Source organism: Shimia sp. R10_1, from assembly GCF_017744095.1.
Lineage (GTDB): Bacteria > Pseudomonadota > Alphaproteobacteria > Rhodobacterales > Rhodobacteraceae > Shimia.
The window spans coordinates 202396-226772 of sequence record NZ_JAGHQX010000002.1; the positions used below are offsets into that span (position 1 = coordinate 202396).

Below are 24377 nucleotides of genomic sequence, written 5' to 3' on the forward strand. Positions count from 1 at the left end.
TGATGCGCATGGGAGATATGCGGTGCCACGCCCAGCAAGTCAGAGGGGCGCTTAACCGCTCACCTTCTCCAGCAGGGCCTTTGCGGCGGCCTGTTCTGCTTTGCGTTTGGAATTGTCGGTGGCCTCTGCCGTTGCGCCATTCTCAAGCTTTGCGGCAATGGTGAACACCGGAGCATGGTCTGGGCCGGAGCGTTTGACCAGCTCATAGCGTGGTGGTGGCAGTTTGCGTGCCTGTGCCCATTCCTGAAGGCTGGTCTTTGGGTCGCGCGCATCAGACTCAACGGTTTTGACCCGATCACCCCAAAGGCGCAGGATCAGGGCCTTGGCCGCATCAAAACCTGCATCACGGTAAACGGCGGCGATCACCGCCTCCATGGCATCGCCCAGAAGCGCCTGTTTGCGGCGGCCGCCAGACATCATCTCAGAACGGCCAAGTTTCAGCGCCGCGCCCAGATCAATCTCGCGCGCCACATCGGCGCAGGCTTCCTTGCGGACAAGAGCGTTGAAACGCGGGGCAAGCTGGCCTTCGGCGGCGGATTTGTCATGTTCCAGCAGAGCCTCAGACATGACAAGGCCCAGCACACGGTCGCCCAGAAACTCCAACCGCTGATTGTCCTGCCGTGTGGGCGAAGACATGGAGGAGTGGGTGACCGCGCGCACCAGAAGCTCGGGGCGTGCAAATTTGTGCCCCAACCGTGTTTCAAGCGCTTTCAGTTCCGCTGCGAGTTTCACGTGACCCTCACTCGATTCCTTTGAAGAAACGGTCCCCGCGCCAGGTCCAGAAGGCAAACATGGAGCTGCCCGCAGAGGAGAACATGATACGGTCAGCCCGACCGATTAGATTTTCATAAGGCACAAAACCCACCCCACGCGCGGATTGTGGCACGCGGCTGTCGGTGGAGTTGTCGCGGTTGTCCCCCATGAAGAAGTAGTGCCCTTCGGGGACGGTATAGATGCCTGTGTTGTCAGACTGCTGGTTGGTGATGTTGAGCGTCGCGTAGGATTTGCCACTTGGCAGAGTCTCGATATAGCGGGACTTGGCGCAGATACCGCCATCGCCAACCGGGCCGTTTTCACAGCGTGGGCGGTGGCGTTGCGGGCCTTGCGGGCCGTATTCTTCGCGGAAGACGCCGTCCGCCTGACGTTTCACTGGCGCGCCGTTGAGATAGACCACGCCGTTCTTGACCTGCACTTTGTCGCCGGGCAGACCGATCAGGCGTTTGATGAAGTCATAGCCCGTCACCGGATGGCGGAAGACCACCACGTCGCCGCGCTCCGGCTCTCCGCCCAAAATGCGGCCATTGTTGCCGCCAAGCCAGCCGCAGAGATCTTCGGCGTCGATGTTCACGCCCACTGCCGGAATGCGCACGGATGGGCAGGAAGCGTAGGAGTAGCCGTAGGTCATCTTGTTCACGAAGAGAAAGTCACCAATCAGCAAGGTGTCTTTCATGGAGCCTGACGGGATCCAGAACGGCTGGAAGAACAGGGTGCGGAAGACACCGGCGATCAGCAGCGCCCAGAAGATCGTTTTGATGGTCTCGACAATGCCGCTTTCACTTTTGGCTTTTTCCGCCATGGGGGATGCTCTCCGCTCGTTTTGCCAGTGGTTTTGGGTCTGAGGTTACATGCGGTCGCGGGCGCGGGGTGTCAAGCAGACTGTCCCGGTGCCGCTGCAAATGGGCGGGCTTCGATCACCACAAAGGCCTGCGCCCAGGGGTGATCATCGGTCAGGGTCACGTGAATGATCGCCTCATGGCCCGGGGGCGTCATCTCTGCCAGCCGCTCTTTGGCCCAGCCGGTGACCTCCATCACGGGTTGACCGGTGCGCAGATTGCTGACCGCCATGTCTTTCCAGCTGATGCCCATGGCGAGCCCCGTGCCAAGCGCCTTGGAGCAGGCTTCTTTGGCGGCCCATCGTTTGGCATAGGTGCCAACCGTGTCGCGGCGACGTTCAGCCTTGGCCTGCTCAATATCGGTGAACACGCGATTTTTGAAGCGATCGCCAAAGCGCTCTATCGTGCCTGCGATGCGATCGATGTTGGCGAGATCAGAGCCGATACCAAGGATCATCTGGAAAACGCCGATTTGATGAGACCGAGACCTGCGACAGCAAACAACCCCGCGACGAACCCGTCGATCCAGCGGCGGCATTTTCGATAAGCGGTCATCATGCCGCCTACAGAGAATAGCAGCGAATAAAGCGCATTGTTGGCAAAGCCTGCGAGGATGCAAACCGAAGTTGCAGCCACAACTGATGCAAAGCCATCCTCGGGCCCAAGACCCACGGACAGCGCGGCCATCCAGGCGATCACGGATTTGGGGTTGGAAAGATTGAGCACAACGCCACGCCAGAACCAGCGTCCCTGATTGGTCATGGCGACCTCTGCTTTGCCTGCGCGCGCGGCGGATTTGCCAGACTGCCACGCCAACCACAAAAGATAGGCACCGCCCAGCACCTTTAGCACCATCAACACGTAAAACGAGCTCTGCAGCACCGCGCCCATCCCACTGGCGGCGACAAGACCCCAGAAAATCAAACCCGTCGAAAGACCCGCACCATAGATCAGGCTGGATTTACGGCCAAAGCTCATCGCAATGGCGGCGTTGGAGACGTTTGCGGGCCCCGGAGAGACAGCGACCACAAAGAAGGCCAATGCGGTCAAGGCAAGAGATGTAAGGTCAATCATTCTATTTACCCCTGCAAACGTGCGGTCAGGATTTTGTAGCCAGCAAAGCCGAAAAAGCCTGCGAAGGCGAGATCAAACCAGCGAGACGCGCGGCGATAGCCTCGCACGACTTTCTCTGAGGAAAACAGGAACGCATAGCCGATAAAGATCAAGATCGAGCCCATATACAGCAGGCCGAAATAGCCAAAGAGTGTGACGGGTGTGGCCTCCGCCGGAGCGACAATGGCGTAGATCGACGCCCAGCTGAGGATGGCCTTGGGGTTCGTGATGTGGATCGCGGCGCCCTTGGCAAAAAGGCTGCGTGCGCTGCCAGAAAACGGCGTGCCTGCAGCGGTGGTTGTGTCTTTGGCCACCGCGCGCTTCAGCGCCTTAAGCGCCAGCCAGCCGAGATAAGCGGCCCCGACATAGCGCAAGATTTCAAAGACCCAGACATTGGCGAGCATCACAGCAGACAAACCAAGTGCGGCGGCAATACCCCAGCTGGCGGAGCCTGCCAAAATACCCAGTGCAAAGGCCAGTGCAGACCGGCGGCCTGCGGACATGGCGGTGCCCGCAATGCCCATGGTGGCCGGTCCCGGAGAGCCGCCCGCCATGAGCCAGGCAATCCAGATTGCTATGAACTCGGGTGTGATCATTCCTCTGAGTCGGCCCGCGCAGCATCCATCAGACGGCGCATTTCCTCGATTGCGGGTTGCAGGCCGCGGAACATGGCTTCGCCCATCAAGAAATGACCGATGTTGAGCTCCATCACCTCCGGCAGCGCAGCGATGGGGGCAACGGTTTCATAGGTCAGGCCATGGCCTGCATGCACCTCAAGCCCCAAGGAATGGGCAAAGGTGGCCATTTCGGTGAGGCGTGCCAGCTCTGCATCGCGCGCGTCAAAACGGCCTTCATAGTGGTAGTCGCAATAGGCCCCGGTGTGCAGCTCAATCACATCCGCGCCAATGCGGCTTGCGGCTTCGATCTGTTTTTGGTTCGCCTCAATAAAAATAGACACACGACTGCCCGCATCGCGCAATGGCGCGATGAAATGCGCCAGCTTGTTTTCCTCACGCGCGACCTCAAGACCGCCTTCGGTGGTGCGCTCTTCGCGCTTTTCCGGCACGATGCAGACCGCATGCGGTTTGTGGCGCAGGGCAATGGCCTGCATCTCTTCTGTTGCGGCCATCTCGAAGTTGAGCGGCACGGTGAGCGCCTCCATCAAGCCGTCGATGTCCGCATCCACGATGTGGCGACGGTCTTCGCGCAGGTGAGCGGTGATGCCATCGGCCCCGGCCTCTTCGGCCAGCTTCGCGGCACGGACAGGATCCGGGTAGGCAGAGCCACGCGCATTCCGCACGGTGGCAACGTGATCGATATTCACCCCTAGACGCAGCATGATCTCAGTCCTCATCTCGCTACTTCAAATATAGGGCGACCCTATGCCGGGGCGCGCGCGAGGAAAACCGAATTGTGATCAAAAGATTTGATAAGGCTCAGTTGTCAGCCTGAACATTTGCCGCCGCCTCTTCGGCACGGGCCCGCGCCTTTGCGATGCGTTCGGCAAATTTTGCGGAGCGGCGTTTTTGATAGGCGCGGATGACGGGAACAGAGAGATAATACATGATGGTTGCGGCGATGATGCCCGGAATGATCCCGCCAATCATGTAGGGGTAAAACACCTCATCATAAAAGATCCGCAGACCGGACCAATCTGGCACTTCGTCGGTGAAAAGCGCAAAGAGATTGTGCCACAAGTCCGCACCTGCGTTGGCGAATTTCGCCCCAAGCGACAGCTCGTGGCCTTTCTCAAACTCCGTGCCCAGCAAAAAATGCCCAGTTTGCAGAGACACCACACCAATCGGCACATAGGTGAGCGGATTGCCAAAAAAGGTCGCCAGCAGCGCAGCGAGAATATTGCCACCCAAAATGCGCGCCAAAATAGCGGCCACCACAAAATGCAGCGTGTAAAAGGGCGTGAAGGTGGTGAACACGCCCGCCCAGATGCCGCGGCCGATGGTTTCGGGTGTGCCGGGAAGGCGATGGACACGGTGCTTCACATAGCGAAACGCACGTCCCCAACCGCCACGCGGATAGAAAAATTCGCCGAGGACTCGGAGGAAGGGTCGTCTGTCGCGGCGCTTGAATACCACCGGGTCTGTCCTCAGTTACGTCAGGGCGCCAGCGCGGTGCGGGCCCTCTCCGGGTTTCTGTAACGTTCGATCTCGGCCACGTCGGTTTCCGCCTCCAAAGCCAGCATAAGCTTGTGCAGATGCTCAGCGTCGCTGAGATCCACGCTTAACAGCAGGCGGTAAAAATCCGGTTTCCGGTCCACGAACTCGAGGTCAGAGATATTGGCGTTGTTCTCGCCGATCAATGTGCAAATACGCCCCAGTACGCCGGCGTCATTGCCAATGGTGACAAAGAGCTGCACCGCATAGATCGCTTTGTGTTTTCCGGCATGCCAATGCAGATCCAACCAGCGATCAGGCTGGTCTTCGTAGTTGGACAGCGAATCGCAGTCGATGCTGTGCACGACTACGCCCTGCCCGCGGTAGGTGATGCCAATAATGCGTTCGCCGGGGAGCGGCTGACAGCAGGGGGCACGTTTGAAACTCTGGTCCGCAGACAGACCAATCACCGCGCGCTCAGAGCTGATTTCATCAGCTTCCGATGGGGCCAGATCAGGATAGACCGCCTGTAGAACCTGCTGCGCGGTCAATTCCGCGGAGCCAAGACGGGCCAGCACTTCGTCACGATCTTTCAGACGCAGGTGCTTGGCCGCCAGATCCAGCACTTTGTCGGTGGACTTTTTGCCGACATGCTCAAAAGCGGATCGGGCAAGTTCGGCCCCGAGTTTCACAAAACGCTCGCGGTCCATTTCCCGCAGTGCGCGACGAATCGCGGTACGCGCTTTGCCGGTCTTGGCCATATCAAGCCAGCTCGCCTGTGGGGTCTGCCCCTCGGCGGTGATGATCTCAACCGATTGGCCGTTTTTGATACGAGTCCAGAGCGGTACGCGGGTGTGATCGACCTTCGCGCCCACACAGGCATGGCCGATCCGCGTGTGGATGGAATACGCAAAATCGACAGGTGTCGCGCCACGGGGCAATTGCACCACTTCGCCTTTGGGCGTGAAGCAGAACACCTGATCGGAATACATCTCAAGCTTCACAGCTTCGAGGAAATCCTCGTGATCATCATCGGCATCAAACTGTTCAGTGAGGCCGGAGATCCATTTCACCGGGTCAACGGCAAAGGGGTTTTCGCCCCGCACACCATCTTTGTAGGACCAATGCGCGGCCACACCGGACTCGGCCACATCGTGCATCTGGCGTGTGCGGATCTGCACCTCCACACGGCGGCCATTGCGGCCGGAAACAGTGGTGTGAATTGAGCGGTAGCCGTTGGATTTTGGTTGGCTGATGTAATCCTTGAAACGCCCCGGCACCGCGCGCCAACGCTGGTGGATCACCCCAAGGGCGCGGTAACAGCTGTCCTCTGAATCGGTGATGATGCGGAAGCCGTAGATGTCGGAAAGTCGGGAGAAGCCCTGATCCTTCTCCTGCATCTTGCGCCAGATCGAATAGGGCTTTTTGGCACGCCCGTAGACCTCGCCGTGCACATGCTGGTCGGACAGCACCTGCACTATATCGGCGGTGGTCTTTTCGATCACATCGCCGGTTTCTTTCTGCAGGGTCACAAAGCGGCGCATGATGGAGGCGCGCCCATCGGCGTTGAGCACCTTGAACGCAAGATCCTCAAGCTCATCGCGCATCCACTGCATACCCATGCGGCCCGCAAGCGGCGCGTAAATATCCATGGTTTCACGCGCTTTCACGGCCTGCTTCTCTGGTCGCATGGCCTTGATCGTGCGCATGTTGTGCAAACGGTCTGCCAGCTTCACCAGGATCACGCGGAGATCCTTGGACATGGCCATGAACAGCTTGCGGAAGTTTTCGGCCTGTTTGGTTTCTGAGGAGGACAGCTGCAGGTTGGTCAGCTTGGTCACGCCATCCACAAGCATGGCAACTTCGTCGCCAAAACGCTCGGCCACCAACTCATAAGAAGCTTTGGTATCCTCGATCGTGTCGTGCAAAAGCGCGGTTATGATAGAGGCGTCATCCAGCCGCTGCTCTGCCAGAATACAGGCAACTTCGATCGGATGGGTAAAATAGGGCTCGCCAGAGTGGCGGAACTGGCCCTCATGCATCTCGCGGCCAAAGTCATAGGCCGCGCGAATAAGATCATCATTGGTCTTAGGGTTGTAGGCGCGAATGTGGTCGACAAGTTCGTCAGCAGGGATCATTAGCGCCTACCGTCATTGCTGGGGCCTTAGCCCTGGCCTTGCGCTTCCATGAGGGCACGCAGAAGTTTCTCTTCGGACATGTCGTCCTCAGCCGGTGTGTCCGCTTCGGCACCCATCAGAAGTGCCATGCGGTCTTCTTCTGGTTCGTCCACTTCGATCTGGCTCTGGTTGGATTCGATCAGGCGCTCGCGCAGTTCATCCGCAGTCTGGGTTTCTTCTGCAATCTCGCGCAGTGCCACCACTGGGTTTTTGTCGTTGTCGCGATCCAACGTGATTGCGGCACCAGCCGAAATTTCACGGGCGCGGTGGGACGCGAGCATCACCAGCTCAAAACGGTTCTGAACTTTGTCTACGCAGTCTTCAACGGTCACGCGGGCCATGAGGCACTCCAGTCATTAAGCATCGGGTCGGAAGTCGTGTATGTAAGCGGGATTGTACCCCTTGACAAGCAGGATTCACAGAGGCTGCGGTTCATTGCGGTCTGTTTCAGGCAATTGCGCAAACATTTCCGCAACTGTGAGGCCAATCAACGGGTGGCGCCAGTGCGGCGCGATGTCCAGAAGCGGCGCCAAGACGAAGGAACGGTCCTGCACACGCGGATGCGGGAGAATCAGTTGCTCTGGTGCGAGGGTTGCCTGTGTGGCCAAGTCGAGTTCACGCCAATGCGTTTGCGTGGCTGCATCGGGCAAAACCAAATCGTCCATCGCAATCAGATCAATGTCTAAAGGACGCGTCCCCCATCGCGTGATACGCTCACGGCCAAAGTCAGATTCAACTTGATGCAGGTGGGTGAGCAGCTCATTTGCTGTCAACTCTGTGTGAACGATGACCGCCGCATTCACAAAATCGGGCCCCGCACCTGCTGGAAAACAAGGGGTTTGAAAGAATCGGCTAATTGCGCGAAGATGGATTGCATTGCCACTCAGCAAGTTAATCGATTGAAAAAGCGTTTCTTTGGGGGACCCCGATTTTGAAGGCAGGTTGCTGCCAAGCGCCAGGAGGGCGTTTCTGCTCACGTAAAGACTCCGTTACACCGAGTTGAAAGAGACGTGCCGCTGGTGCTTGAAGGCACGGAGATATACCTATATTTTATTTAACGCTGTCGTGCCTATCCAAATTTACACTCACGGGACATTCAAAGCGCGACAGAGCCAGAAAGGACAATTTATGTTTTACAAAGACGAACGGCTCGCGCTGTTCATAGACGGTTCGAATCTGTACGCGGCTGCCAAGTCGCTCGGGTTCGATATCGACTACAAGCTACTGCGGCAGGAATTTATGCGCCGTGGTAAGCTGCTTCGCGCGTTTTACTACACAGCGCTTCTTGAAAATGACGAGTATTCGCCAATCCGCCCGCTGGTCGATTGGCTGCATTACAATGGTTTCACCATGGTGACCAAGGCCGCCAAAGAGTACACGGATGCTCAGGGCCGCCGGAAGGTCAAAGGAAACATGGATATCGAGCTGGCGGTCAACGCCATGGAGCTCGCACCGCATGTGGACCACATTGTGCTGTTTTCGGGAGATGGGGACTTCCGGCCGCTGGTGGAAAGCTTGCAACGTCAGGGCGTGCGCGTGTCGGTGGTGTCAACCATCCGCAGCCAGCCTCCAATGATCAGCGACGAACTGCGTCGTCAGGCCGACAACTTTATTGAGTTGGATGGTCTGCGCGATGTGATCGGCCGCCCGCCACGTGACCCGATGCCAGAGCCGGGCCGTGAAGCGGAGATGGTGGGCGACTAAGCCCGCCGCCATTGCGATCTTTGAAAACCGGGGTGCGCTGCATTCCGGTTTTTTTTTGCGGCCACGGCCCTGCGTCGTGTCAGCCCTGTTTCCTAACGCTCTTGCGCTTTTTTTCGCAGGCTTTGCCATCGCCATCGCGATCCAACCCGTAAGGGTCTGGCCCTACAACCTTGATTGGACCATTCACGTACATAGGGCCATTGCCACTGCCCCCCGCGCAGTCGACATCTGGCCCATTTGGCGGCAAACAAGCCCCGATATAGCTCGGATGACAGGATTTCTCAGCACTGACCGGAGAGCCTGTGAAAGGCGTGACTGTCACAACAAGCAACACGCCAAAGTTTATTCTGTTGCACTTCATGGCAGCGCGATAGTTTACTCGCTGAGCGTGTGAAAGCCCAAAGCGCCCGCAGCACGCAAAGACACAAACAAAGACAAGAGGTTGAAGATGCGACGCATTCCCTTGGCGCCCCTAACACTTGGGTTGGCAGGCGTGATCCCGTTTCTCTGGGGCGCCCTGACCTATGTGAACGCGGATCTGGCGCTTTGGACAACCGAAACGCTCGGCCCACGATTTGCTGGGCCTTATGTGCAGCTTTATTATGGTGCGATCATACTGAGTTTCATGTCTGGCGTGCTCTGGGGATTTGCCACCAAGGCCGAAGGGGGGCGGGCCGCCACCGGCTATGTGCTGTCGGTCATTCCTGCGCTCTGGGCGTTTTTCATGACCGGGGGCGGGCCGGTGAGTGCAGGCACCAATCTGATTTTCGGGTTTGTGGGGTTATTGGCGCTGGATTTTGCGTTTTTCCGCTGGGGACTGACACCTGTGTGGTGGATGCACCTGCGCCTGCTGCTAACGGCCATTGTGGTGAGCTGCCTTGCGATGACTGTGATGTTTTAGACAATTGCATTTGAAGCCCTTGGGAGGGAGATGATGATTTCAGTTCAGTTTTTGGTCACCGCACTGGTGGTGGTGATCGCGCCGGGCACAGGTGTGATTTACACACTGGCCATGGGATTGGGGCAAGGCCCACGCGCCGCGATTTGGGCGGCTGTGGGATGTACGGTGGGCATTGTCCCGCATTTGGTTGCCGCCACTTTGGGGCTGGCGGCGGTGCTGCACACCTCGGCTGTTCTTTTCAACATCGTGAAGTTTGCCGGCGTGGCGTATCTGCTGTATCTGGCCTGGCAGACGCTGCGCAGCGAGGGCGCGCTGCGGGTGCAGGCAGAGCAGCACCAGCAGATTGGCGGCGTGATTGCCCGGCGTGGTGCGCTGATCAACATTCTCAACCCGAAACTGTCGGTGTTTTTCCTCGCCCTGCTGCCTCCGTTTTTGAGCGGCAGTGCGGCCACGGCAACTGTTGAAATGGCAACACTGGGCGCGGTGTTTATGGCGATGACCTTTGCGGTGTTTGTGCTTTATGGGCTGTTTGCTGCCAAAGCGCGGGACATGCTTTTGGGCAGCGAGACCGTCATGGCTTGGCTGAACCGAAGCTTTGCGGCGCTGTTTGTGGCGCTGGCTGGCAGACTGGCATTGGAGCGGACATGAGCGATCAGGAAACGATGAAGGTTTATGCCAAGGCCGCCGGAGATTATGCAGAGCGCTTTTCGAAAGTGGCCGAAGGCGATATCGATCAGCTGAAAGATCTGAACGGGCTGTTTGCATTGTTGCCAGATAACGGGCTGGTGCTGGATCTGGGATGTGGGCCGGGACAATGGGCGGCCAAGATCCGGGATGCCGGGTATCAGGTGGAGGCGATGGATGCCTCCGCTGAAATGGCAGCTTTGGCGAAAGAAAAGTTCGATCTGGATGTCACAGTTGGGGTGTTTGAAGACCTGACAGAAGAGGCGAAATACGATGGGATCTGGGCCAATTTCAGTCTGTTGCATGCCCCCAAGGCGGATATGTCCGCACATTTGCTCCGCATCAAAACGGCATTAAAACCACGCGGGGCGTTCCACATTGGCATGAAGCTTGGCAGAGGCGAAAGCCGCGATGCTCTGGGACGGTTTTACAGCTATTATGAAGAAGCTGAGTTGATCGGCCTGCTGGAAGCGGCAGGCTTCACCATCACGCAGAAAAGACGGGGAAATGCCAAAGGATTGGCTGGCAGTGACGACACATATGTCATACTGACCGCGCATGGCTGATTTGATTGCATATACCGATGGCGCATGTTCTGGAAATCCGGGTCCGGGGGGCTGGGGCGTGCTGTTGCAGGCCAAAGATGGCGAGACCGTGATCAAGTCACGTGATCTGTCTGGCGGTGCCCCTGAGACCACCAACAACAAGATGGAGTTGATGGCCGCGATCATGGCGCTTGAGACGCTGGAACGGGCGAGCACCATCACCGTTGTGACTGACAGCACCTATGTCAAAAACGGTGTGACTGGCTGGATTTTTGGCTGGAAGAAAAACGGCTGGAAGACATCAGCCAAGAAGCCTGTGAAAAACGTCGAGCTGTGGCAACGGCTGGATGCGGCGCAGGCGCGCCATCAAGTGACATGGGAATGGGTCAAGGGCCACGCAGGCCATCCGGAAAACGAGCGCGCTGATGAGCTGGCGCGCGAAGGCATGGCACCGTTCAAAAAGTAACCAGTTGAACAGTAAGTGCGCTATTTGCGGTAATGCGTCGGCACGATGATCAGCGCGCCGATGGAGGCGACGATGGCGTTCATGCCGGGGCTGCCAAAGCCAATGTGGAACATGCGGCTAATCATAAAAAACAAGAACGCGCCGCCGACACAGATGATGATCGACGGGATATAGCCATTGTGCGTGAATCCGCTGCGCTCTGAGGCGTAGCCGATGATCCCGGCGATAACCATGGTTCCAAAAAAGGCAAAGAACATCGCGCGCCCTTAGAATTGCTGACCTTTGGTGAGCGGGAAGCCCCGCAGAAAGATATCCGCATCCTGCGCGCCTTTGCCCGCACGTTGCAAGCGCAGAAGCTGCACGGCCCCTTCACCACAGGCGACGGTGATTGACGTCTCATCAAGCAGGGTGCCAGCCTCCCCCTGCCCTTCGGCAAGGCGGGAAGCGAGGAGTTTCACCCGCTGGCCATCGATCTCGGTCCATGCGCCGGGGAACGGCGACAGGCCACGGATTTTGCGATCCACCTCAATGGCGGGCGCGGACCAGTCGATGCGGGCCTCTGATTTGTCGATCTTTTCGGCGTATGTCACGCCGTCGTCCGGCTGTGGCTCAGCCGGCAAATCCGCCAGAGAGGCCAGTGTGTCGACAATGGCGGTAGAGCCCAAAGCCGCAAGCCTGTCATGCAGCTGGGCGGTGGTTTCTTCGGCACCGATGGCGATTTCGCGGCGCAGGCGCACAGGGCCAGTGTCGAGCCCCGCATCCATCTGCATGATGCAGACGCCGGTATCCGCATCCCCGGCCATGATCGCGCGATGGATCGGCGCTGCCCCACGCCAGCGCGGCAAAAGGCTCGCATGGATGTTGAGGCAGCCCTGTGCAGGCGCATCAAGCACCGCTTGCGGCAGAAGCAGCCCATAGGCCACGACGACCCCCACATCTGCTTGAAGGTCACGGATGGTCTGCTGCACCTCGTCTGAACGCAGGCTTGTGGGGTGATGGACCTCAAGACCCAGCTCAAGCGCGCGGGCATGGACCGGGGTTGGGCGGTCTTTCTTGCCACGGCCCGCGGGGCGCGGCGGTTGGCAGAAAACGGCAGCAATTTCGTGGCCTGCCTGCACCAATGCATCAAGAACGGAGACGGAAAACTCCGGGGTGCCCATGAAAAGGATGCGCATGTTGTCTTACTCCCTCTTACCCGGCACCGCCGGGCTGCGCCTGCCTGCCCCATTGGCAGGCGCATTCGCGCCAGCCCAGACAGGCTTCGCCCTTGTGTCTCTGTCTAGCGCTGTTTCTGCGCCTTTTTGATCAGCATGGCCCGTTTGGTTTTGCTGAGGTGGTCAAAGTACATTTTGCCATTGATGTGATCGATCTGGTGCTGAACGGAAGTGGCCCAGAGACCGACGAAATCCTTTTCCACAGTCGCGCCATGCTCATCCATATAGCGTACGGTCACGGCGCGCGGGCGGGAGATTTTGGCAGACACACCAACAAGGTTGGGGCTGGCCTCTTCATGTTCACGCGGCTGCACCGAGGCGTGCAGAATTTCCGGGTTGGCCATGCGGACGGCCTGATTGCCCTCTTCGGTGGCATCCACCACGATCAGACGTTTGAGCACGCCGATCTGATTTGCGCCCATGCCGACGCCGGGCATGGCATACATGGTGTCGATCAGATCATCCCAGACTTGGCGAACCTCATCGGTGATCTCCGCCACAGGATCAGAAACAGTGCGCAGGCGTTTGTCTGGCCATGGCAGGCAGGGGCGAACGGTCATGGTGTGGTGTATCCTTGCAAAATCTCGGCGCGGGCGGAGGCTGACATATGATCGAGCGTCACACGGCCATCGAGATGATCCATTTCATGTTGAATGCAGCGGGCTTCGAACCCGTCAAAAGTCTGCTCGTGCGCCACGCCCAGCGCATCCATCCACCGCACTGTGACCTCAGACGGGCGGACAACGGGCACCATCAGATCAGGGATCGAGAGGCAGCCCTCTTCAAGCGTGTGCTCAACCGCGCTCTGATCGACGATCTCTGGATTGAGGAAGGCCATCGGCGTGCGCGTGCCCTCTTTCCAAGTGCAGTCCATCACAAACACACGTTTCATGACCCCGACTTGCGGCCCGGCGAGGCCACGGCCTGGGGCGGCATACATGGTGTCAAACATATCAGCGATCAGGGGGCGCAGGTCTTCGTCGTTCACAGGCGCGCAAACCCCAGACAGGCGCGCATCTGGATAGAAGACCAGCGGAAGAACACTCATCCGCGCGCCAGCTCACGCTTCATTTTCTGGCTCTTGCGCGTCATCATCTGGCGCTTCATCGGGCCCAGATAGTCGATGAACAGCTTGCCGTTCAGATGGTCGATTTCATGCTGCACGCAAGTGGCCCAAAGACCATCGAAGTCTTTCTCCTGCGGGTTGCCATCGATATCAATCCAGCCCACGCGCACTTCGGCGGGGCGGGTGACTTCGGCGAACTGCTCCGGGATTGACAGACAGCCTTCTTCGAAGACGCTGAGATCATCCGAGCTTGAGAGCACTTCGGGGTTGAACATCACCACCGGCTCCGGCTCGCCATCCTTGACGCAATCCATCACGATCAGACGCTCAAGCACGCCCACTTGTGGCGCAGCCAGACCAATGCCGGGCGCATCGTACATGGTTTGCAGCATATCATCGGCCAAAGTGCGCAGCTCGTCACTCAGATCGGCAACGGGCGCGCAAAGTTTTTTCAGGCGCGGATCGGGGTGGATGAGAATGGGTTTGATCATGGCCCCCATCTAGGACAGACGCGCCGCATACGCAACGGGGTAGGCACGCAGCGCGCAAGATGGGTTGCACCTGCGCCGCATTTCGCTAGCGTGCGTTGCATTGTTAAACAAAGGACCCACCGCATGAGTTTTGACGAGATCATCGACCGTTTTGGCACCCACTCTGTGAAATGGGACATGATGGAGCAAATCTATGGCGTGCCTGCCGATGACGGGATCGCGATGTGGGTTGCGGATATGGACTTCCGCCCGCCGCAATGCGTGGCAGATGCGATTGGCAAAATGCAGGCGCAGGGGGTCTATGGCTATTATGGTGACGAGACCGCCTACAATGAGGCGATCTGCTGGTGGATGAAGACCCGCCACGGCTGGGACGTGGATCCAGCGGCGATTTTCACCACCCACGGGCTGGTGAATGGCACCGGACTGTGTGTTGACAGCTTTACCAAGCCCGGTGACGGGGTTGTGCTGACCACGCCGGTTTACCACGCTTTTGCCCGCGTCATTAAGTCGGCCGGGCGTGAGGTGGTGGAATGTCCACTGGCGCTGAATGACGGGCGCTATGAGATGGATTTTGACGCCTGGGATGCGCAGATGCAGGGACATGAAACCATGTTCATCCTGTGCTCGCCGCACAATCCGGGTGGCCGCGTCTGGACCCGCGAGGAGCTGCAAGGCGTTGCCGATTTCTGCAAACGCCATGACCTCATTCTGGTGTCCGATGAGATCCACCACGATCTGGTTTATACGGGCAACACCCACATTCCGATGACACTGGTTGATGACAGCATTCTGGACCGGCTGGTCATGATGACGGCGACCACAAAAACCTTCAACATCGCTGGCAGCCATTCAGGGAACGTCATTGTCCCAGACACAGCCCTGCGTGCGAAATTTGCGGCGCGGATGGCTGCACTTGGGATTTCGGCCAACAGTTTTGGCCTGTTCATGGCAGAAGCGGCCTATTCGCCTGAGGGCGCGGCCTGGGTGGATGATCTGATCACCTATCTGGATGGCAACCGCAAAGTGCTAGACGCGGCGATTGCGGATATTCCGGGCGTGGCCTCGATGCCACTTGAAGCGACCTATCTGAGCTGGGTGGATTTCACAGACACCGGCATGTCGCGCGCGGAATTCACCAAACGTGTGGAAAAAGACGCGCGCATTGCGGTGAACCACGGGCCGACTTTTGGCAAAGGTGGGGACAACTTCCTGCGCTTTAACATTGCCACGCCACGGGCGCGGGTTCAGGAAGCCGCAGATCGTTTGCGCGCGGCTTTTGCGGATCTGCAATAAGAGAGTGCGCGCTCTCCGACCGTTCAGACGGTACGGGGAGCGCGGTATGCCCCAAAATCAGACCTGCTGTTCGATCAGCGCGACGGGGGCACCGTCTTCCTGATAGAAATCAACGGGCGCGCGATCCATCGCTGGGGTGGAGCGTTTGAACTCATAGCGCATTTCACCGTCTTCTTCGTCCGTTGCGATCACCAGACATTGATAGAGGTGCTTGCTGCCGTCATAAAGATCGACCAGCCCACGCAGTTGCGGAGCGGTTTCGGCGTCTAGGGTGAACCCATCTTCCCAGTAACGCAGCACGCGAATGCTACGACCATCCGCCTCGACACGCAGGCGGTGGCGCTGTTTCAGAGCCTTTTTACGGGCCGCGTCAATGCCCGCCTGAACTTCAGCAGAAAAATATGTGGTCATTTGGAATCTCCAGCAGCGGACCTCATCGTCCCTTTCAGTATGGCTCCGGTCAAGCGAAGATTTTGTAAACGTCGCGCCTGCGACGGCTCCGCAACGCCTTGTATTGGCGCGATTTACCTGTGGTGTCTGTGCGGATGCGCGCAGTGATCGCGCGGATATGTCAGTTTTCTGCGTAGGGCGCGCACCTTAACTTGAACTGACACACAAAGCCAACCAGCACAGCAAACAGGAGCGCATCATGGGCCTTTTGGTAGACGGAAAATGGACCGACCAGTGGTATGATACCAAATCCACAGGCGGCAAATTTGTGCGCTCCCAGTCGCAGTTTCGCAACTGGATCACCCCCGATGGCAATGCCGGACCTAGCGGCATGGACGGCTTCAAAGCGGAAAGCGGGCGCTATCACCTCTATGTGTCCTTCGCCTGCCCATGGGCGCATCGCACGCTGATTTTTCGCAAGCTCAAGGATCTGACGGATCACATCAGCATTTCGGCGGTGCACCCCGACATGCTTGGTGAAGGCTGGACCTTTGAGAAAGACGATGCCGGCGCAACCGGTGATACGCTTTATGGCCTGCCCTTTGCCCATAGCCTCTATACCAAGGCGGATGCGACCTATTCTGGACGCGTGACCGTGCCGATCCTCTGGGACACGCAGCGCGAGACCATTGTGAGCAATGAAAGCTCTGAGATCATCCGCATGTTCAACAGCGCCTTTAACGGGCTGACCGGCAACACGCTGGATTTCTGGCCAGAGGCGGAGCGCGATGCAATCGAAGAGGTCAATGCGCGGATCTATGACACGGTGAACAACGGCGTTTACAAGAGCGGTTTTGCCACCACGCAAGCGGCCTATGACGCGGCTGTGGTGCCGTTGTTTGACACGCTGGACTGGCTGGAAGCGCGGCTTTCGCAAAACCGCTATCTGATGGGCGATCACATCACCGAAGCGGATTGGCGGCTGTTCACCACATTGGTGCGCTTTGATCCGGTTTATCATTTGCATTTCAAATGCAACCGCAAGCGGCTGATCGATTATCCGAACCTCTGGGCCTACACGCGGGAGCTTTATCAAGTGGACGGCGTGGAAGAGACTGTGAATATGGATCACATTGTCGGCCATTATCATCGCAGCCACGAAAGCATCAATCCGCACCGCATTGTGCCGATCAATCCGGTGCTGGATTTTGACGCACCACATGGGCGTGGTTGAGCACCGCTTGCCAAAACCCGCCTGACTGGTGTAGCCGCGCTTTGACAGACAGTTTTGACAGGCTGGGAGCGCGGCACCATGCAGGCGGAAAAAGACTTGGTTTCAGTAATGCCGCCCCGCGATCATGGCGGCGGCATTGATGCGGCAGTGGCCCGCTGGGGCGGCAGGCGAGCTGACTGGCTGGACCTTTCCACCGGGATCAATCCCGTGCCTTACCCGCTGCCAGAATTCACCGCGGCGGATTGGAACGATCTGCCGGATCAAGCGGCGCAGGACGCCTTGCTGACAGCGGTACGCACTTTTTGGAATGTGCCGGATGGGGCAGAGATTATCGCAGCGCCGGGGGCCTCGGCCCTGATTGCCCGCATTCCGGCGCTGGCACCTGCGGACGCTGTCGACATTCCAAAGCCCACTTACAATGAACATGCCGCCGCTTTCGCAGCGCAGGGCTGGGCGGTTGAGGATACCGCTCGCACAGCGCGGGTGCTGGTGCATCCCAACAACCCCACTGGCAAGCTCTGGCAGTCAGAGGATGTCGACGCGCCGCTGGTTGTGATTGACGAAAGCTTCTGTGACGTGTGCCCGGATCAGAGCCTGATCCATCTGGCAGATCAGCCGGGGCGGATTGTTCTGAAAAGCTTTGGCAAATTCTGGGGGCTCGCTGGCCTGCGCCTGGGCTTTGCGATTGCCACGCCTGACACGATTGCCAAGCTTACCGCGCTCACGGGCCCCTGGGCGGTGTCTGGACCGGCCCTGCGCACTGGCGCGGCGGCCCTGCAAGATCACAGCTGGGCAGAGACAACTCGGACACGGCTGCAAACAGACAGCAACCGGCTTGATGCCCTGATGACAGCCAAAGGCGCGCGGGTTGTGGGCGGCACCACGCTGTTTCGCCTGTATGACGTGGCAAACGCTGCCCGCTGGCAGACAGAGCTGGCCGAGCGCCACATCTGGAGCCGCATTTTCCCTTATTCTAAGACTTTTTTGCGTCTTGGCCTGCCCGCCCCGGATCGCTGGGCACAGCTTGAAGACGCGCTGACGCATATGGAGACACACCCATGAGCACCGCATGTGTACTGGTTGGCGCAATGCTATTGGATGCCGCGCTGGGAGAGCCACGCTGGCTGTGGCAGCGCCTGCCCCATCCCGCTGTGCTGATGGGACGCATGATTGGCATGGCGGATGCACGCTTCAACACCGGTGAGATGCGCCGCCTGAAAGGCGTGCTGGTTGTCGTGGGGCTGGTGCTTGGTGCCTTGCTGCTTGGTAAGGTGATCGGTCTGTTTGGCTGGTTGCCAGAGCTACTCCTTGCCGCAATCCTGCTGGCCCAGCGCTCGCTGGTGGATCACGTGCGCGCCGTGGGGGATGGGCTGCGCCTGTCGCTGGGGGATGGGCGGCGCATGGTGTCGCGGATTGTCAGCCGCGACACCGCCGCGATGGATCAAAGCGCAGTCGCGCGATCCGCCATTGAATCCGGTGCCGAGAACCTAAGTGATGGCGTGATTGCCCCGGCCTTCTGGTTCCTGATCGGAGGGCTGCCGGGCTTGCTGGTTTACAAGGTGGTGAACACCGCAGACAGCATGATTGGCTATCGCTCTGAGACATACCTGAAGTTTGGCTGGGCGGCTGCACGGCTGGATGATGTGTTGAACTGGGTGCCCGCACGCCTGACGGCAATTTTGATCGCAGTGAGCCATGCAGGGCTTTCGCAATGGCGCGACATCCGGGCGGATGCAGGGCTGCACCGCTCCCCCAATGCGGGTTGGCCAGAGGCCGCAATGGCGCGCGCCTTGGGCATCTCTCTGGCAGGGCCACGTGCCTATGATGGCAAGATGCAGAGTTTTCCATTCGTGAACCCGCAGGGGCGCAAAACGCTGAGTGCCGAGGACGTGGATGCCGCCTGCACCGCGTTGTGGCGCAGCTGGGCGCTGACATTGGCGGCGGCTGTGGTGCTCGCCCTGTTCTGAACGCTTGCCCCAGCACCCCCCTCTGGCTATGTCTGAGCGCAGATTTTGCTTTAGGGACTTTCAGATGCGTCTATTGCCTGCGCTTGCCGCTGCCGTTCTTTCCATCACCACTGCCAGCACAGCGATTGCGCAATGCGGCGGATCATTTAACAGCTTTGTCAACGGCCTGAAGAAAGAGGCGCGTGCCATGGGCTATGACAAAAGCACGGTGAATGCGTTTTTTGCCAATGTGCGGCAAGACCCGGCGACGCTCAAAGCAGACCGCAGCCAAGGTGTGTTTCAGCGCCCGTTTCTGGATTTCAGCCAACGCCTGATCAGCCAGAACCGCATAGATGTGGGCCGCAAGAAAGCACAGCAATATGCCAGCACGTTTGATCGGATTGAGCGTCAATATGGCGTGTCGCGCGGTGTGCTACTGGCCTTTTGGGCGTTTGAAACTGATTACGGCGCGTTTCAGGGCGATTTCAACACGCTGAATTCTCTGGTGACATTGTCTCATGACTGTCGTCGTCCGGAGCTGTTCCGCCCACAGGTGTTTGCCGCACTTGAGCTGTACACACGTGGCGACCTGAGCCCGACCAAGACCACAGGCGCCTGGGCGGGAGAGATCGGCATGGTGCAGATGCTGCCCGCCGACATCATCGAAAACGGTGTGGATGGCGACGGCGATGGAAAGGTGCGCCTGAAAACCTCCCCGCAGGATGCGCTGATGTCTGGGGGCAAGATGCTATCGCATCTTGGATGGCGCGCCGGGGAGCCGTGGCTTCAGGAGGTCACGGTGCCAGCCAATCTGGATTGGTCAAAATCCGGGTTGGACACCACGCTGCCAGCCAATCAATGGGCCAAGATGGGCGTGAAACCGCGCGAAGGGCGGCTGGCCAACCTGCCCGCCTCGTTGTTGCTGCCGCAGGGGCGCAAGGGTCCGGCCTTTCTCGCCTACCCCAATTTCAGTGTCTATTTTGAGTGGAACAAAAGCTTTGTCTACGTGACCACGGCGGCCTATTTCGCCACACGGCTGGAAGGGGCCGCGCGTTATGATGCGGGCAATGCAGACCCGGGCCTCAGCGGTGCGCAGATGAAGCAGCTGCAAACCAAGCTGAAGGCACGCGGTCATGATGTGGGCAAAGTGGATGGCATTCTCGGCAAGCTCACCCGCCGTGCGGTACAATCGGAACAACAACGCCTTGGCCTGCCTGCGGATGCCTGGCCCACCCAGCAACTACTGAACGCGCTTTAAGTGTCTGCCTCCTGGTGCGCGCGCTCTTCGCGCACCGGGAAGCGCATCCCATCTTTGGTTTGTAAGACCAGCCGACCGGCGTTTTCCACAATCCGGTCACACCGCTCCACGCCCGTCACAAAGGTCACACAGAAGATGCTGTCTGCGTTGACCTCCCAATGACCATACCAGGTGCCACCGCCACCGTAGGTGTATTGATACTGGCCATTGCTTTCAAAAACAGACTGGCCGTCGTCAAAAAACACCAGCGTCTGGCCGGAGAGGCGCTCGGTCAGCGCTGCGGGATCAAAGGCTGTGTCACCCGGCTGGGCCCTCCAGTCCTGCGCCGCCACGGGCGCGGCCAACAGCATCAATACCCCAATCATCATCCGCATCACAGATCCTCCATGACGCCACTCTAGACTGCTGCGCGCTAACATCAGCCTCACAAAGCGGTGAAAGCTTTCCTCTTGCCCAAAATATCCCGGGGTGAATTGGCCCAGCGAGCCAAGAGGGGCTGGCCCCTCCCCCTTACGCGACCAGAGTCTCCGCCGCCTTGAGATCAACCGACACCAGCTGGCTCACCCCCTGCTCCACCATGGTCACGCCAAACAGGCGGTCCATACGCGCCATAGTGACGGCGTGGTGGGTGATGATCAAAAACCGTGTATTGGTGCGGCGGCACATTTCATCAAGCAGGTCACAGAAACGCGTGACGTTGGCATCGTCCAGAGGGGCGTCGACCTCATCCAGCACACAGATCGGGGCCGGATTGGCCAAGAACACCGCAAAAATCAGTGCCATGGCGGTGAGGGTCTGCTCCCCACCCGAGAGCAAGGAAAGCGTGGAGAGTTTCTTGCCTGGTGGCTGACACATGATTTCAAGTCCAGCCTCAAGCGGGTCGTCACTTTCCACAAGCACCAGATTGGCCTCGCCGCCGCCAAACAGGTGGCGGAACAGGAGCGAGAAGTTGCTGTTGACCTGTTCAAAGGCTGTCAGCAGGCGTTCGCGTCCCTCTTTATTGAGGCTGGCAATGCCACTGCGCAGAGTGCTGATCGCCGCTTCGAGATCGGTTTTCTCGCTGGTCAGCGCGTCATGCTCTTCCTGTACCTCTTTGGCGTCTTCCTCAGCCCGTAGGTTGACCGCGCCAAGGCTATCACGCTGACGTTTCAAGCGGTTCACGTCAGCTTCGATCTCCCCTGCGTCGGGCATCTTGTCCGTATCTACCGCTAGCCGTTCGAGCAGGGCGGCGGGTGTCACATCCTGATCTTCGCGAATGCGCTCTGCAGCGTAGGCCACGGTTTCACGTGCGGCATCGGCGCGGGCCTCAGACCGCGCTCGGGCCTCTCGGGCCTCACTCGCCGCGCGTTCCGCATCGCGTTCGGCGTGCTCAGCGGTGCGCAAGGCTGTTTCTGCCTCGGCCAGCGCATCGGCGGCGATGCGGCGGCGCTCCTCAGCGGTCTCGATCGCGTCAGAGAGTTCTTCGCGTTTGGCGGCGATCTCTTCTGGCGCGGCCCCCGCTTCAATCAGTTCTTCCTCAGAGGTCTCTTTGCGTTCCGCCAGCTCGCTGATGCGTTTCTCGGCGGTGTCCAGACGGTGGCGCCAGCCGCTGATCTCTTTGATCACTTCCTGTGAGCGTTTGAGGCGGGCCTCGCCTTCGCGGCGCAATTCGTCATGGGCGGAGCGGCGCGACATCATCATGATGCGGGCGGCCTCAACCGTCATTTTGATATCTTCCACATCCTGACGCGCCGCATCCAGATCACCCAGATCGGCCAGAGCGCGCTCTGCTTCATTGACCTGCGCGCGGGCTGTCATGGCCTCTTCTTCGTGGCGTGTGACCGCAAGACCAAGGCTTTCGAGCCTGCCTTCGGCCAAATTGCGATCCGCCTCTGCGCGGCTCAGGGCACGGTTGGCATCCGCCACGGCCCGATCCGCAGCACGGCGGGCCTCGCGTGCGGCCTGATCGATATCAGAGAGTTCGCGCAAGCGATTTTGCAAAGCCTCATGAGCGCCTACCGCACCATCGGTACGCGCGGTGGCGCTGGCCATCGCCTGTTTGAGCTCTTCCAGCCGGTTGAGTTGTTGCAGACGCAGCGCTGCGGCGCTTGGCGCATCTTCGGCCCAGGCGCGATAGCCGTCCCAGCGCCAAAGATCGCCCTCCAGTGACACAAGGCGCTGACCAGGTTGCAAAAGCGGCTGCAAGCGCAGCGCATCCTCGTTGGAGACAAGGCCGACCTGACTCATGCGGCGCTCAAGCACCTCGGGCACGGAGACATGTTCCGCCAGAGATGTCACGCCTTCGGGCAGAGGTTGCAGCGCTTCGTAGGGCGGCAGCACAAACCAGCCCGATGGGCCATCTTCTTCGACTTCCGGGGCACGCAGATCATCGGCCAGCGCCGCGCCCAGCGCTTTTTCAAAGCCCTGTTGCACCTGCAGACGATCAAGGATTTGCCCACCTTCGGCGGTGTCACGCTCCACAAGTTTGGCCAGGGCCGTGGTTTCTGCGCGCAAGGCGTTCAACTCGCCTTCGGCCTCGGAGCGTTCGGCGCGGGCATCTGCTTCGCGTGATTGGGTGTCTGCCCGCTCTTCTTCAACTTCGGCCAGACGCTCCTCGGCATCTTGCGCGGCTTCAATCGCTTCTACTTCGGCCTCACGGGCGAGCTCCAGCTCTTCGGCGGCGCGGCTCAGTGTTTCTTTGGACTCGGCCACCGCATCACGGGCACGGGCGGCTTCAGCTTCGCTTTTGTCTTGGGTCTTCTGGCTGTCATGCAGCAAGCGCTGTGCCGACTGATGGCGCGCTGCGAGGCGGGCCACGTCTTCGGTGAGCTGAGACAGCTCTGCCTCACGTTCCTGCAGCACACTGGCGGCTTCGCAGGCTTCATCTGAAGCAGACTCAAGCTTTTCGGCGTGACCTTCGCTGGCTTTGGCCAACTCCCGCTGTTCCCACTCCAGCCGCTCGATGGTGTCACCCGCATCGCGGTTCAGGCCCGCCTCGCGCTCCATATCCCGGCTCAGTTGCAGGATGCGGTTTTTCAGGGTTTCGATGATCTGCAGCGCGTGGGCTTCCTGATCGTTCAGGCTGTCGCGCTGCACTTGCAGACGTTGCAGGACCGCGGAGGCAATGGCCTCTTCTTCGCGCTTTCCGGGCACCACATCATCGCAGGCAACACGCTCTTTGGCTGCAGTGCGGGCCGCGACCTCGGCCTGACTGGCCTGTGTGGTGCGTTCTCGCAACTCATCATCCGCTTTGGCGCGCGCATCATCCGCCTCACGCCAGCGCCGATAGAGCAACAGACCCTCTGCCTGACGCAGCTCATCCCCGATCGCGCGGTAGCGTGCCGCCTGGCGGGCCTGCCGGGCGAGTTGGCTCAGTTGATTTGCCAATTGCTCGATCACGTCATCAACCCGCGCAAGGTTGGTTTCGGCGCCTTTGAGCTTCAACTCCGCCTCATGGCGACGCTGATAGAGACCGGAAATCCCTGCCGCCTCTTCCAGAATGCGGCGGCGCGCTTTGGGTTTGGAATTGATCAGCTCAGCAATCTGGCCCTGACGCACCAATGCGGGGGAATGCGCCCCGGTGGAGGCATCGGCAAAGAGCATCTGCACATCGCGGGCGCGCACGTCTTTGGTGTTCACCTTATAGGCGCTGCCCACATCGCGGGTGATGCGGCGCACGATGTCGAGCGCGTCATCATCGTTAAATCCGGCTGGCGCAAGACGTTCGGAGTTGTCGATCTGCAACGAAACTTCTGCGAAGTTGCGCGCAGGCCGCGTGGCGGCCCCGGCAAAAATCACGTCTTCCATACCCCCACCGCGCATGGCTTTGGGACGGTTTTCCCCCATGACCCAGCGCAGCGCCTCCAGCAGATTGGACTTGCCGCAGCCATTGGGCCCGACAACACCAGTGAGACCATCAGCGATGATCAGATCGGTGGGGTCCACGAAGCTTTTGAAGCCGGTCAGTCTGAGTTTGGAGAAGCGCAAATGCTCTGCGGTCCTTGTTTCTGGGGTGATTCCTATGGTTTCAAGGAGTCTGCAGAGGCTTGTGGCGTTGAGTCAACGGCAAACCACAGGATATGGCGAAGCAGGCAGACTTATCCACAAGATATCGACACACCTCCGAGACACAGAGGTTGAAACACAGCTGCCCATCCCTCCCAAGCGCAGCACCGCCTTCGCCGCACGT

The 24377-nt window shown here is 59.2% G+C and carries 28 protein-coding genes; 10 read left to right on the forward strand and 18 right to left on the reverse strand.

Annotated features, from left to right (window positions below):
- Positions 1–51: 51 nt before the first annotated feature.
- The 10 genes from rnc to folK form a co-directional block, all read right to left on the reverse strand.
- Positions 52–732: a ribonuclease III gene (gene rnc, locus J7413_RS05410; RefSeq protein WP_209097041.1), complete on the reverse strand. Its 681-nt coding sequence runs from the start codon at positions 730–732 to the stop codon at positions 52–54.
- Positions 733–739: 7 nt separating this feature from the next.
- The gene (gene lepB, locus J7413_RS05415; protein WP_209097043.1) at positions 740–1576 is read right to left on the reverse strand and encodes a signal peptidase I; all 837 of its coding nucleotides are present in this window, start codon (positions 1574–1576) and stop codon (positions 740–742) included.
- Between the two features lie 71 nt (positions 1577–1647).
- Complete coding sequence (gene acpS / locus J7413_RS05420) at positions 1648–2070, reverse strand: holo-ACP synthase (RefSeq protein ID WP_209097044.1); 423 nt, start codon at positions 2068–2070, stop codon at positions 1648–1650.
- The gene (locus tag J7413_RS05425) at positions 2067–2687 is read right to left on the reverse strand and encodes a LysE family translocator (RefSeq protein ID WP_209097046.1); all 621 of its coding nucleotides are present in this window, start codon (positions 2685–2687) and stop codon (positions 2067–2069) included. Before J7413_RS05425 ends, acpS begins: the two co-directional genes overlap by 4 nt.
- A 5-nt stretch (positions 2688–2692) precedes the next feature.
- Positions 2693–3322: a LysE family translocator gene (locus J7413_RS05430; protein ID WP_209097048.1), complete on the reverse strand. Its 630-nt coding sequence runs from the start codon at positions 3320–3322 to the stop codon at positions 2693–2695.
- A complete protein-coding gene (locus J7413_RS05435) occupies positions 3319–4065 on the reverse strand; it encodes a pyridoxine 5'-phosphate synthase (protein ID WP_247743346.1) in 747 nt (248 codons plus the stop codon). The genes J7413_RS05430 and J7413_RS05435 overlap by 4 nt, the downstream gene beginning before the upstream one ends.
- Before the next feature lie 97 nt (positions 4066–4162).
- The gene (locus J7413_RS05440; RefSeq protein WP_209097051.1) at positions 4163–4819 is read right to left on the reverse strand and encodes a DUF2062 domain-containing protein; all 657 of its coding nucleotides are present in this window, start codon (positions 4817–4819) and stop codon (positions 4163–4165) included.
- Positions 4820–4839: 20 nt separating this feature from the next.
- Positions 4840–6975 carry a bifunctional (p)ppGpp synthetase/guanosine-3',5'-bis(diphosphate) 3'-pyrophosphohydrolase gene (locus tag J7413_RS05445; protein ID WP_209097053.1) on the reverse strand — a complete coding sequence of 712 codons (2136 nt, stop codon included), beginning with the start codon at positions 6973–6975 and terminating at the stop codon, positions 4840–4842.
- 26 nt (positions 6976–7001) lie between these two features.
- Entirely contained in the window at positions 7002–7355 is a 354-nt protein-coding gene (gene rpoZ, locus J7413_RS05450) for a DNA-directed RNA polymerase subunit omega (RefSeq protein WP_209059254.1), read from the reverse strand.
- Positions 7356–7430: 75 nt separating this feature from the next.
- Complete coding sequence (gene folK / locus J7413_RS05455; RefSeq protein ID WP_209097055.1) at positions 7431–7991, reverse strand: 2-amino-4-hydroxy-6-hydroxymethyldihydropteridine diphosphokinase; 561 nt, start codon at positions 7989–7991, stop codon at positions 7431–7433.
- Between the two features lie 151 nt (positions 7992–8142).
- On the opposite strand from folK, the gene J7413_RS05460 reads away from it, so the two are divergent.
- The 5 genes from J7413_RS05460 (at position 8143) to rnhA (ending at position 11314) form a co-directional block, all read left to right on the forward strand.
- The gene (locus J7413_RS05460; protein WP_209097057.1) at positions 8143–8718 is read left to right on the forward strand and encodes an NYN domain-containing protein; all 576 of its coding nucleotides are present in this window, start codon (positions 8143–8145) and stop codon (positions 8716–8718) included.
- A gap of 448 nt (positions 8719–9166) precedes the next feature.
- A complete protein-coding gene (locus J7413_RS05465) occupies positions 9167–9619 on the forward strand; it encodes a DUF3429 domain-containing protein (RefSeq protein WP_209097059.1) in 453 nt (150 codons plus the stop codon).
- Positions 9620–9652: 33 nt separating this feature from the next.
- A complete protein-coding gene (locus tag J7413_RS05470) occupies positions 9653–10267 on the forward strand; it encodes a LysE family translocator (RefSeq protein ID WP_209097060.1) in 615 nt (204 codons plus the stop codon).
- Positions 10264–10869, forward strand: coding sequence for a class I SAM-dependent methyltransferase (locus J7413_RS05475; RefSeq protein WP_209097061.1), 606 nt, complete (start codon positions 10264–10266; stop codon positions 10867–10869). The genes J7413_RS05470 and J7413_RS05475 overlap by 4 nt, the downstream gene beginning before the upstream one ends.
- On the forward strand, positions 10862–11314 hold the full coding sequence (rnhA, locus tag J7413_RS05480) for a ribonuclease HI (protein ID WP_209097062.1): 453 nt from the start codon (positions 10862–10864) through the stop codon (positions 11312–11314). Before J7413_RS05475 ends, rnhA begins: the two co-directional genes overlap by 8 nt.
- Positions 11315–11334: 20 nt before the next feature.
- On the opposite strand, the gene J7413_RS05485 is transcribed toward rnhA, so the two are convergent.
- From J7413_RS05485 to def (J7413_RS05505), 5 genes are all read right to left on the reverse strand, one after another.
- The gene (locus J7413_RS05485; RefSeq protein ID WP_209097063.1) at positions 11335–11571 is read right to left on the reverse strand and encodes a hypothetical protein; all 237 of its coding nucleotides are present in this window, start codon (positions 11569–11571) and stop codon (positions 11335–11337) included.
- A 9-nt stretch (positions 11572–11580) separates the two neighbouring features.
- Positions 11581–12489 (reverse strand): methionyl-tRNA formyltransferase, encoded by a 909-nt coding sequence (fmt, locus tag J7413_RS05490; RefSeq protein ID WP_209097064.1) that lies wholly within the window; start codon positions 12487–12489, stop codon positions 11581–11583.
- 104 nt (positions 12490–12593) lie between these two features.
- Positions 12594–13088: a peptide deformylase gene (def, locus tag J7413_RS05495; protein ID WP_209097065.1), complete on the reverse strand. Its 495-nt coding sequence runs from the start codon at positions 13086–13088 to the stop codon at positions 12594–12596.
- On the reverse strand, positions 13085–13576 hold the full coding sequence (gene def, locus J7413_RS05500; RefSeq protein WP_209097066.1) for a peptide deformylase: 492 nt from the start codon (positions 13574–13576) through the stop codon (positions 13085–13087). Before def (J7413_RS05500) ends, def (J7413_RS05495) begins: the two co-directional genes overlap by 4 nt.
- The gene (gene def / locus J7413_RS05505) at positions 13573–14085 is read right to left on the reverse strand and encodes a peptide deformylase (protein ID WP_209097067.1); all 513 of its coding nucleotides are present in this window, start codon (positions 14083–14085) and stop codon (positions 13573–13575) included. The genes def (J7413_RS05500) and def (J7413_RS05505) overlap by 4 nt, the downstream gene beginning before the upstream one ends.
- A 123-nt stretch (positions 14086–14208) precedes the next feature.
- Here def (J7413_RS05505) and J7413_RS05510 point away from each other — a divergent pair, with 123 nt between their 5' ends.
- A complete protein-coding gene (locus J7413_RS05510; RefSeq protein ID WP_209097068.1) occupies positions 14209–15381 on the forward strand; it encodes a MalY/PatB family protein in 1173 nt (390 codons plus the stop codon).
- Positions 15382–15438: 57 nt separating this feature from the next.
- Here J7413_RS05510 and J7413_RS05515 read toward each other — a convergent pair whose 3' ends face one another.
- Positions 15439–15792 (reverse strand): hypothetical protein, encoded by a 354-nt coding sequence (locus J7413_RS05515; RefSeq protein ID WP_209097069.1) that lies wholly within the window; start codon positions 15790–15792, stop codon positions 15439–15441.
- Positions 15793–16030: 238 nt separating this feature from the next.
- On the opposite strand from J7413_RS05515, the gene J7413_RS05520 reads away from it, so the two are divergent.
- From J7413_RS05520 to J7413_RS05535, 4 genes are all read left to right on the forward strand, one after another.
- Positions 16031–17005 (forward strand): glutathione S-transferase family protein, encoded by a 975-nt coding sequence (locus J7413_RS05520; protein WP_209097070.1) that lies wholly within the window; start codon positions 16031–16033, stop codon positions 17003–17005.
- A gap of 78 nt (positions 17006–17083) precedes the next feature.
- On the forward strand, positions 17084–18067 hold the full coding sequence (locus J7413_RS05525; protein ID WP_209097071.1) for a threonine-phosphate decarboxylase: 984 nt from the start codon (positions 17084–17086) through the stop codon (positions 18065–18067).
- The gene (gene cbiB / locus J7413_RS05530; protein ID WP_209097072.1) at positions 18064–18972 is read left to right on the forward strand and encodes an adenosylcobinamide-phosphate synthase CbiB; all 909 of its coding nucleotides are present in this window, start codon (positions 18064–18066) and stop codon (positions 18970–18972) included. Before J7413_RS05525 ends, cbiB begins: the two co-directional genes overlap by 4 nt.
- 64 nt (positions 18973–19036) lie before the next feature.
- Positions 19037–20209 (forward strand): lytic murein transglycosylase, encoded by a 1173-nt coding sequence (locus tag J7413_RS05535; protein WP_209097073.1) that lies wholly within the window; start codon positions 19037–19039, stop codon positions 20207–20209.
- Here J7413_RS05535 and J7413_RS05540 read toward each other — a convergent pair.
- Both J7413_RS05540 and smc read right to left on the reverse strand, forming a co-directional pair.
- Positions 20206–20583: a hypothetical protein gene (locus J7413_RS05540; protein WP_209097074.1), complete on the reverse strand. Its 378-nt coding sequence runs from the start codon at positions 20581–20583 to the stop codon at positions 20206–20208. The genes J7413_RS05535 and J7413_RS05540 overlap by 4 nt on opposite strands.
- 136 nt (positions 20584–20719) lie before the next feature.
- Positions 20720–24175, reverse strand: coding sequence for a chromosome segregation protein SMC (gene smc / locus J7413_RS05545; RefSeq protein ID WP_209097075.1), 3456 nt, complete (start codon positions 24173–24175; stop codon positions 20720–20722).
- Positions 24176–24377: the final 202 nt, after the last annotated feature.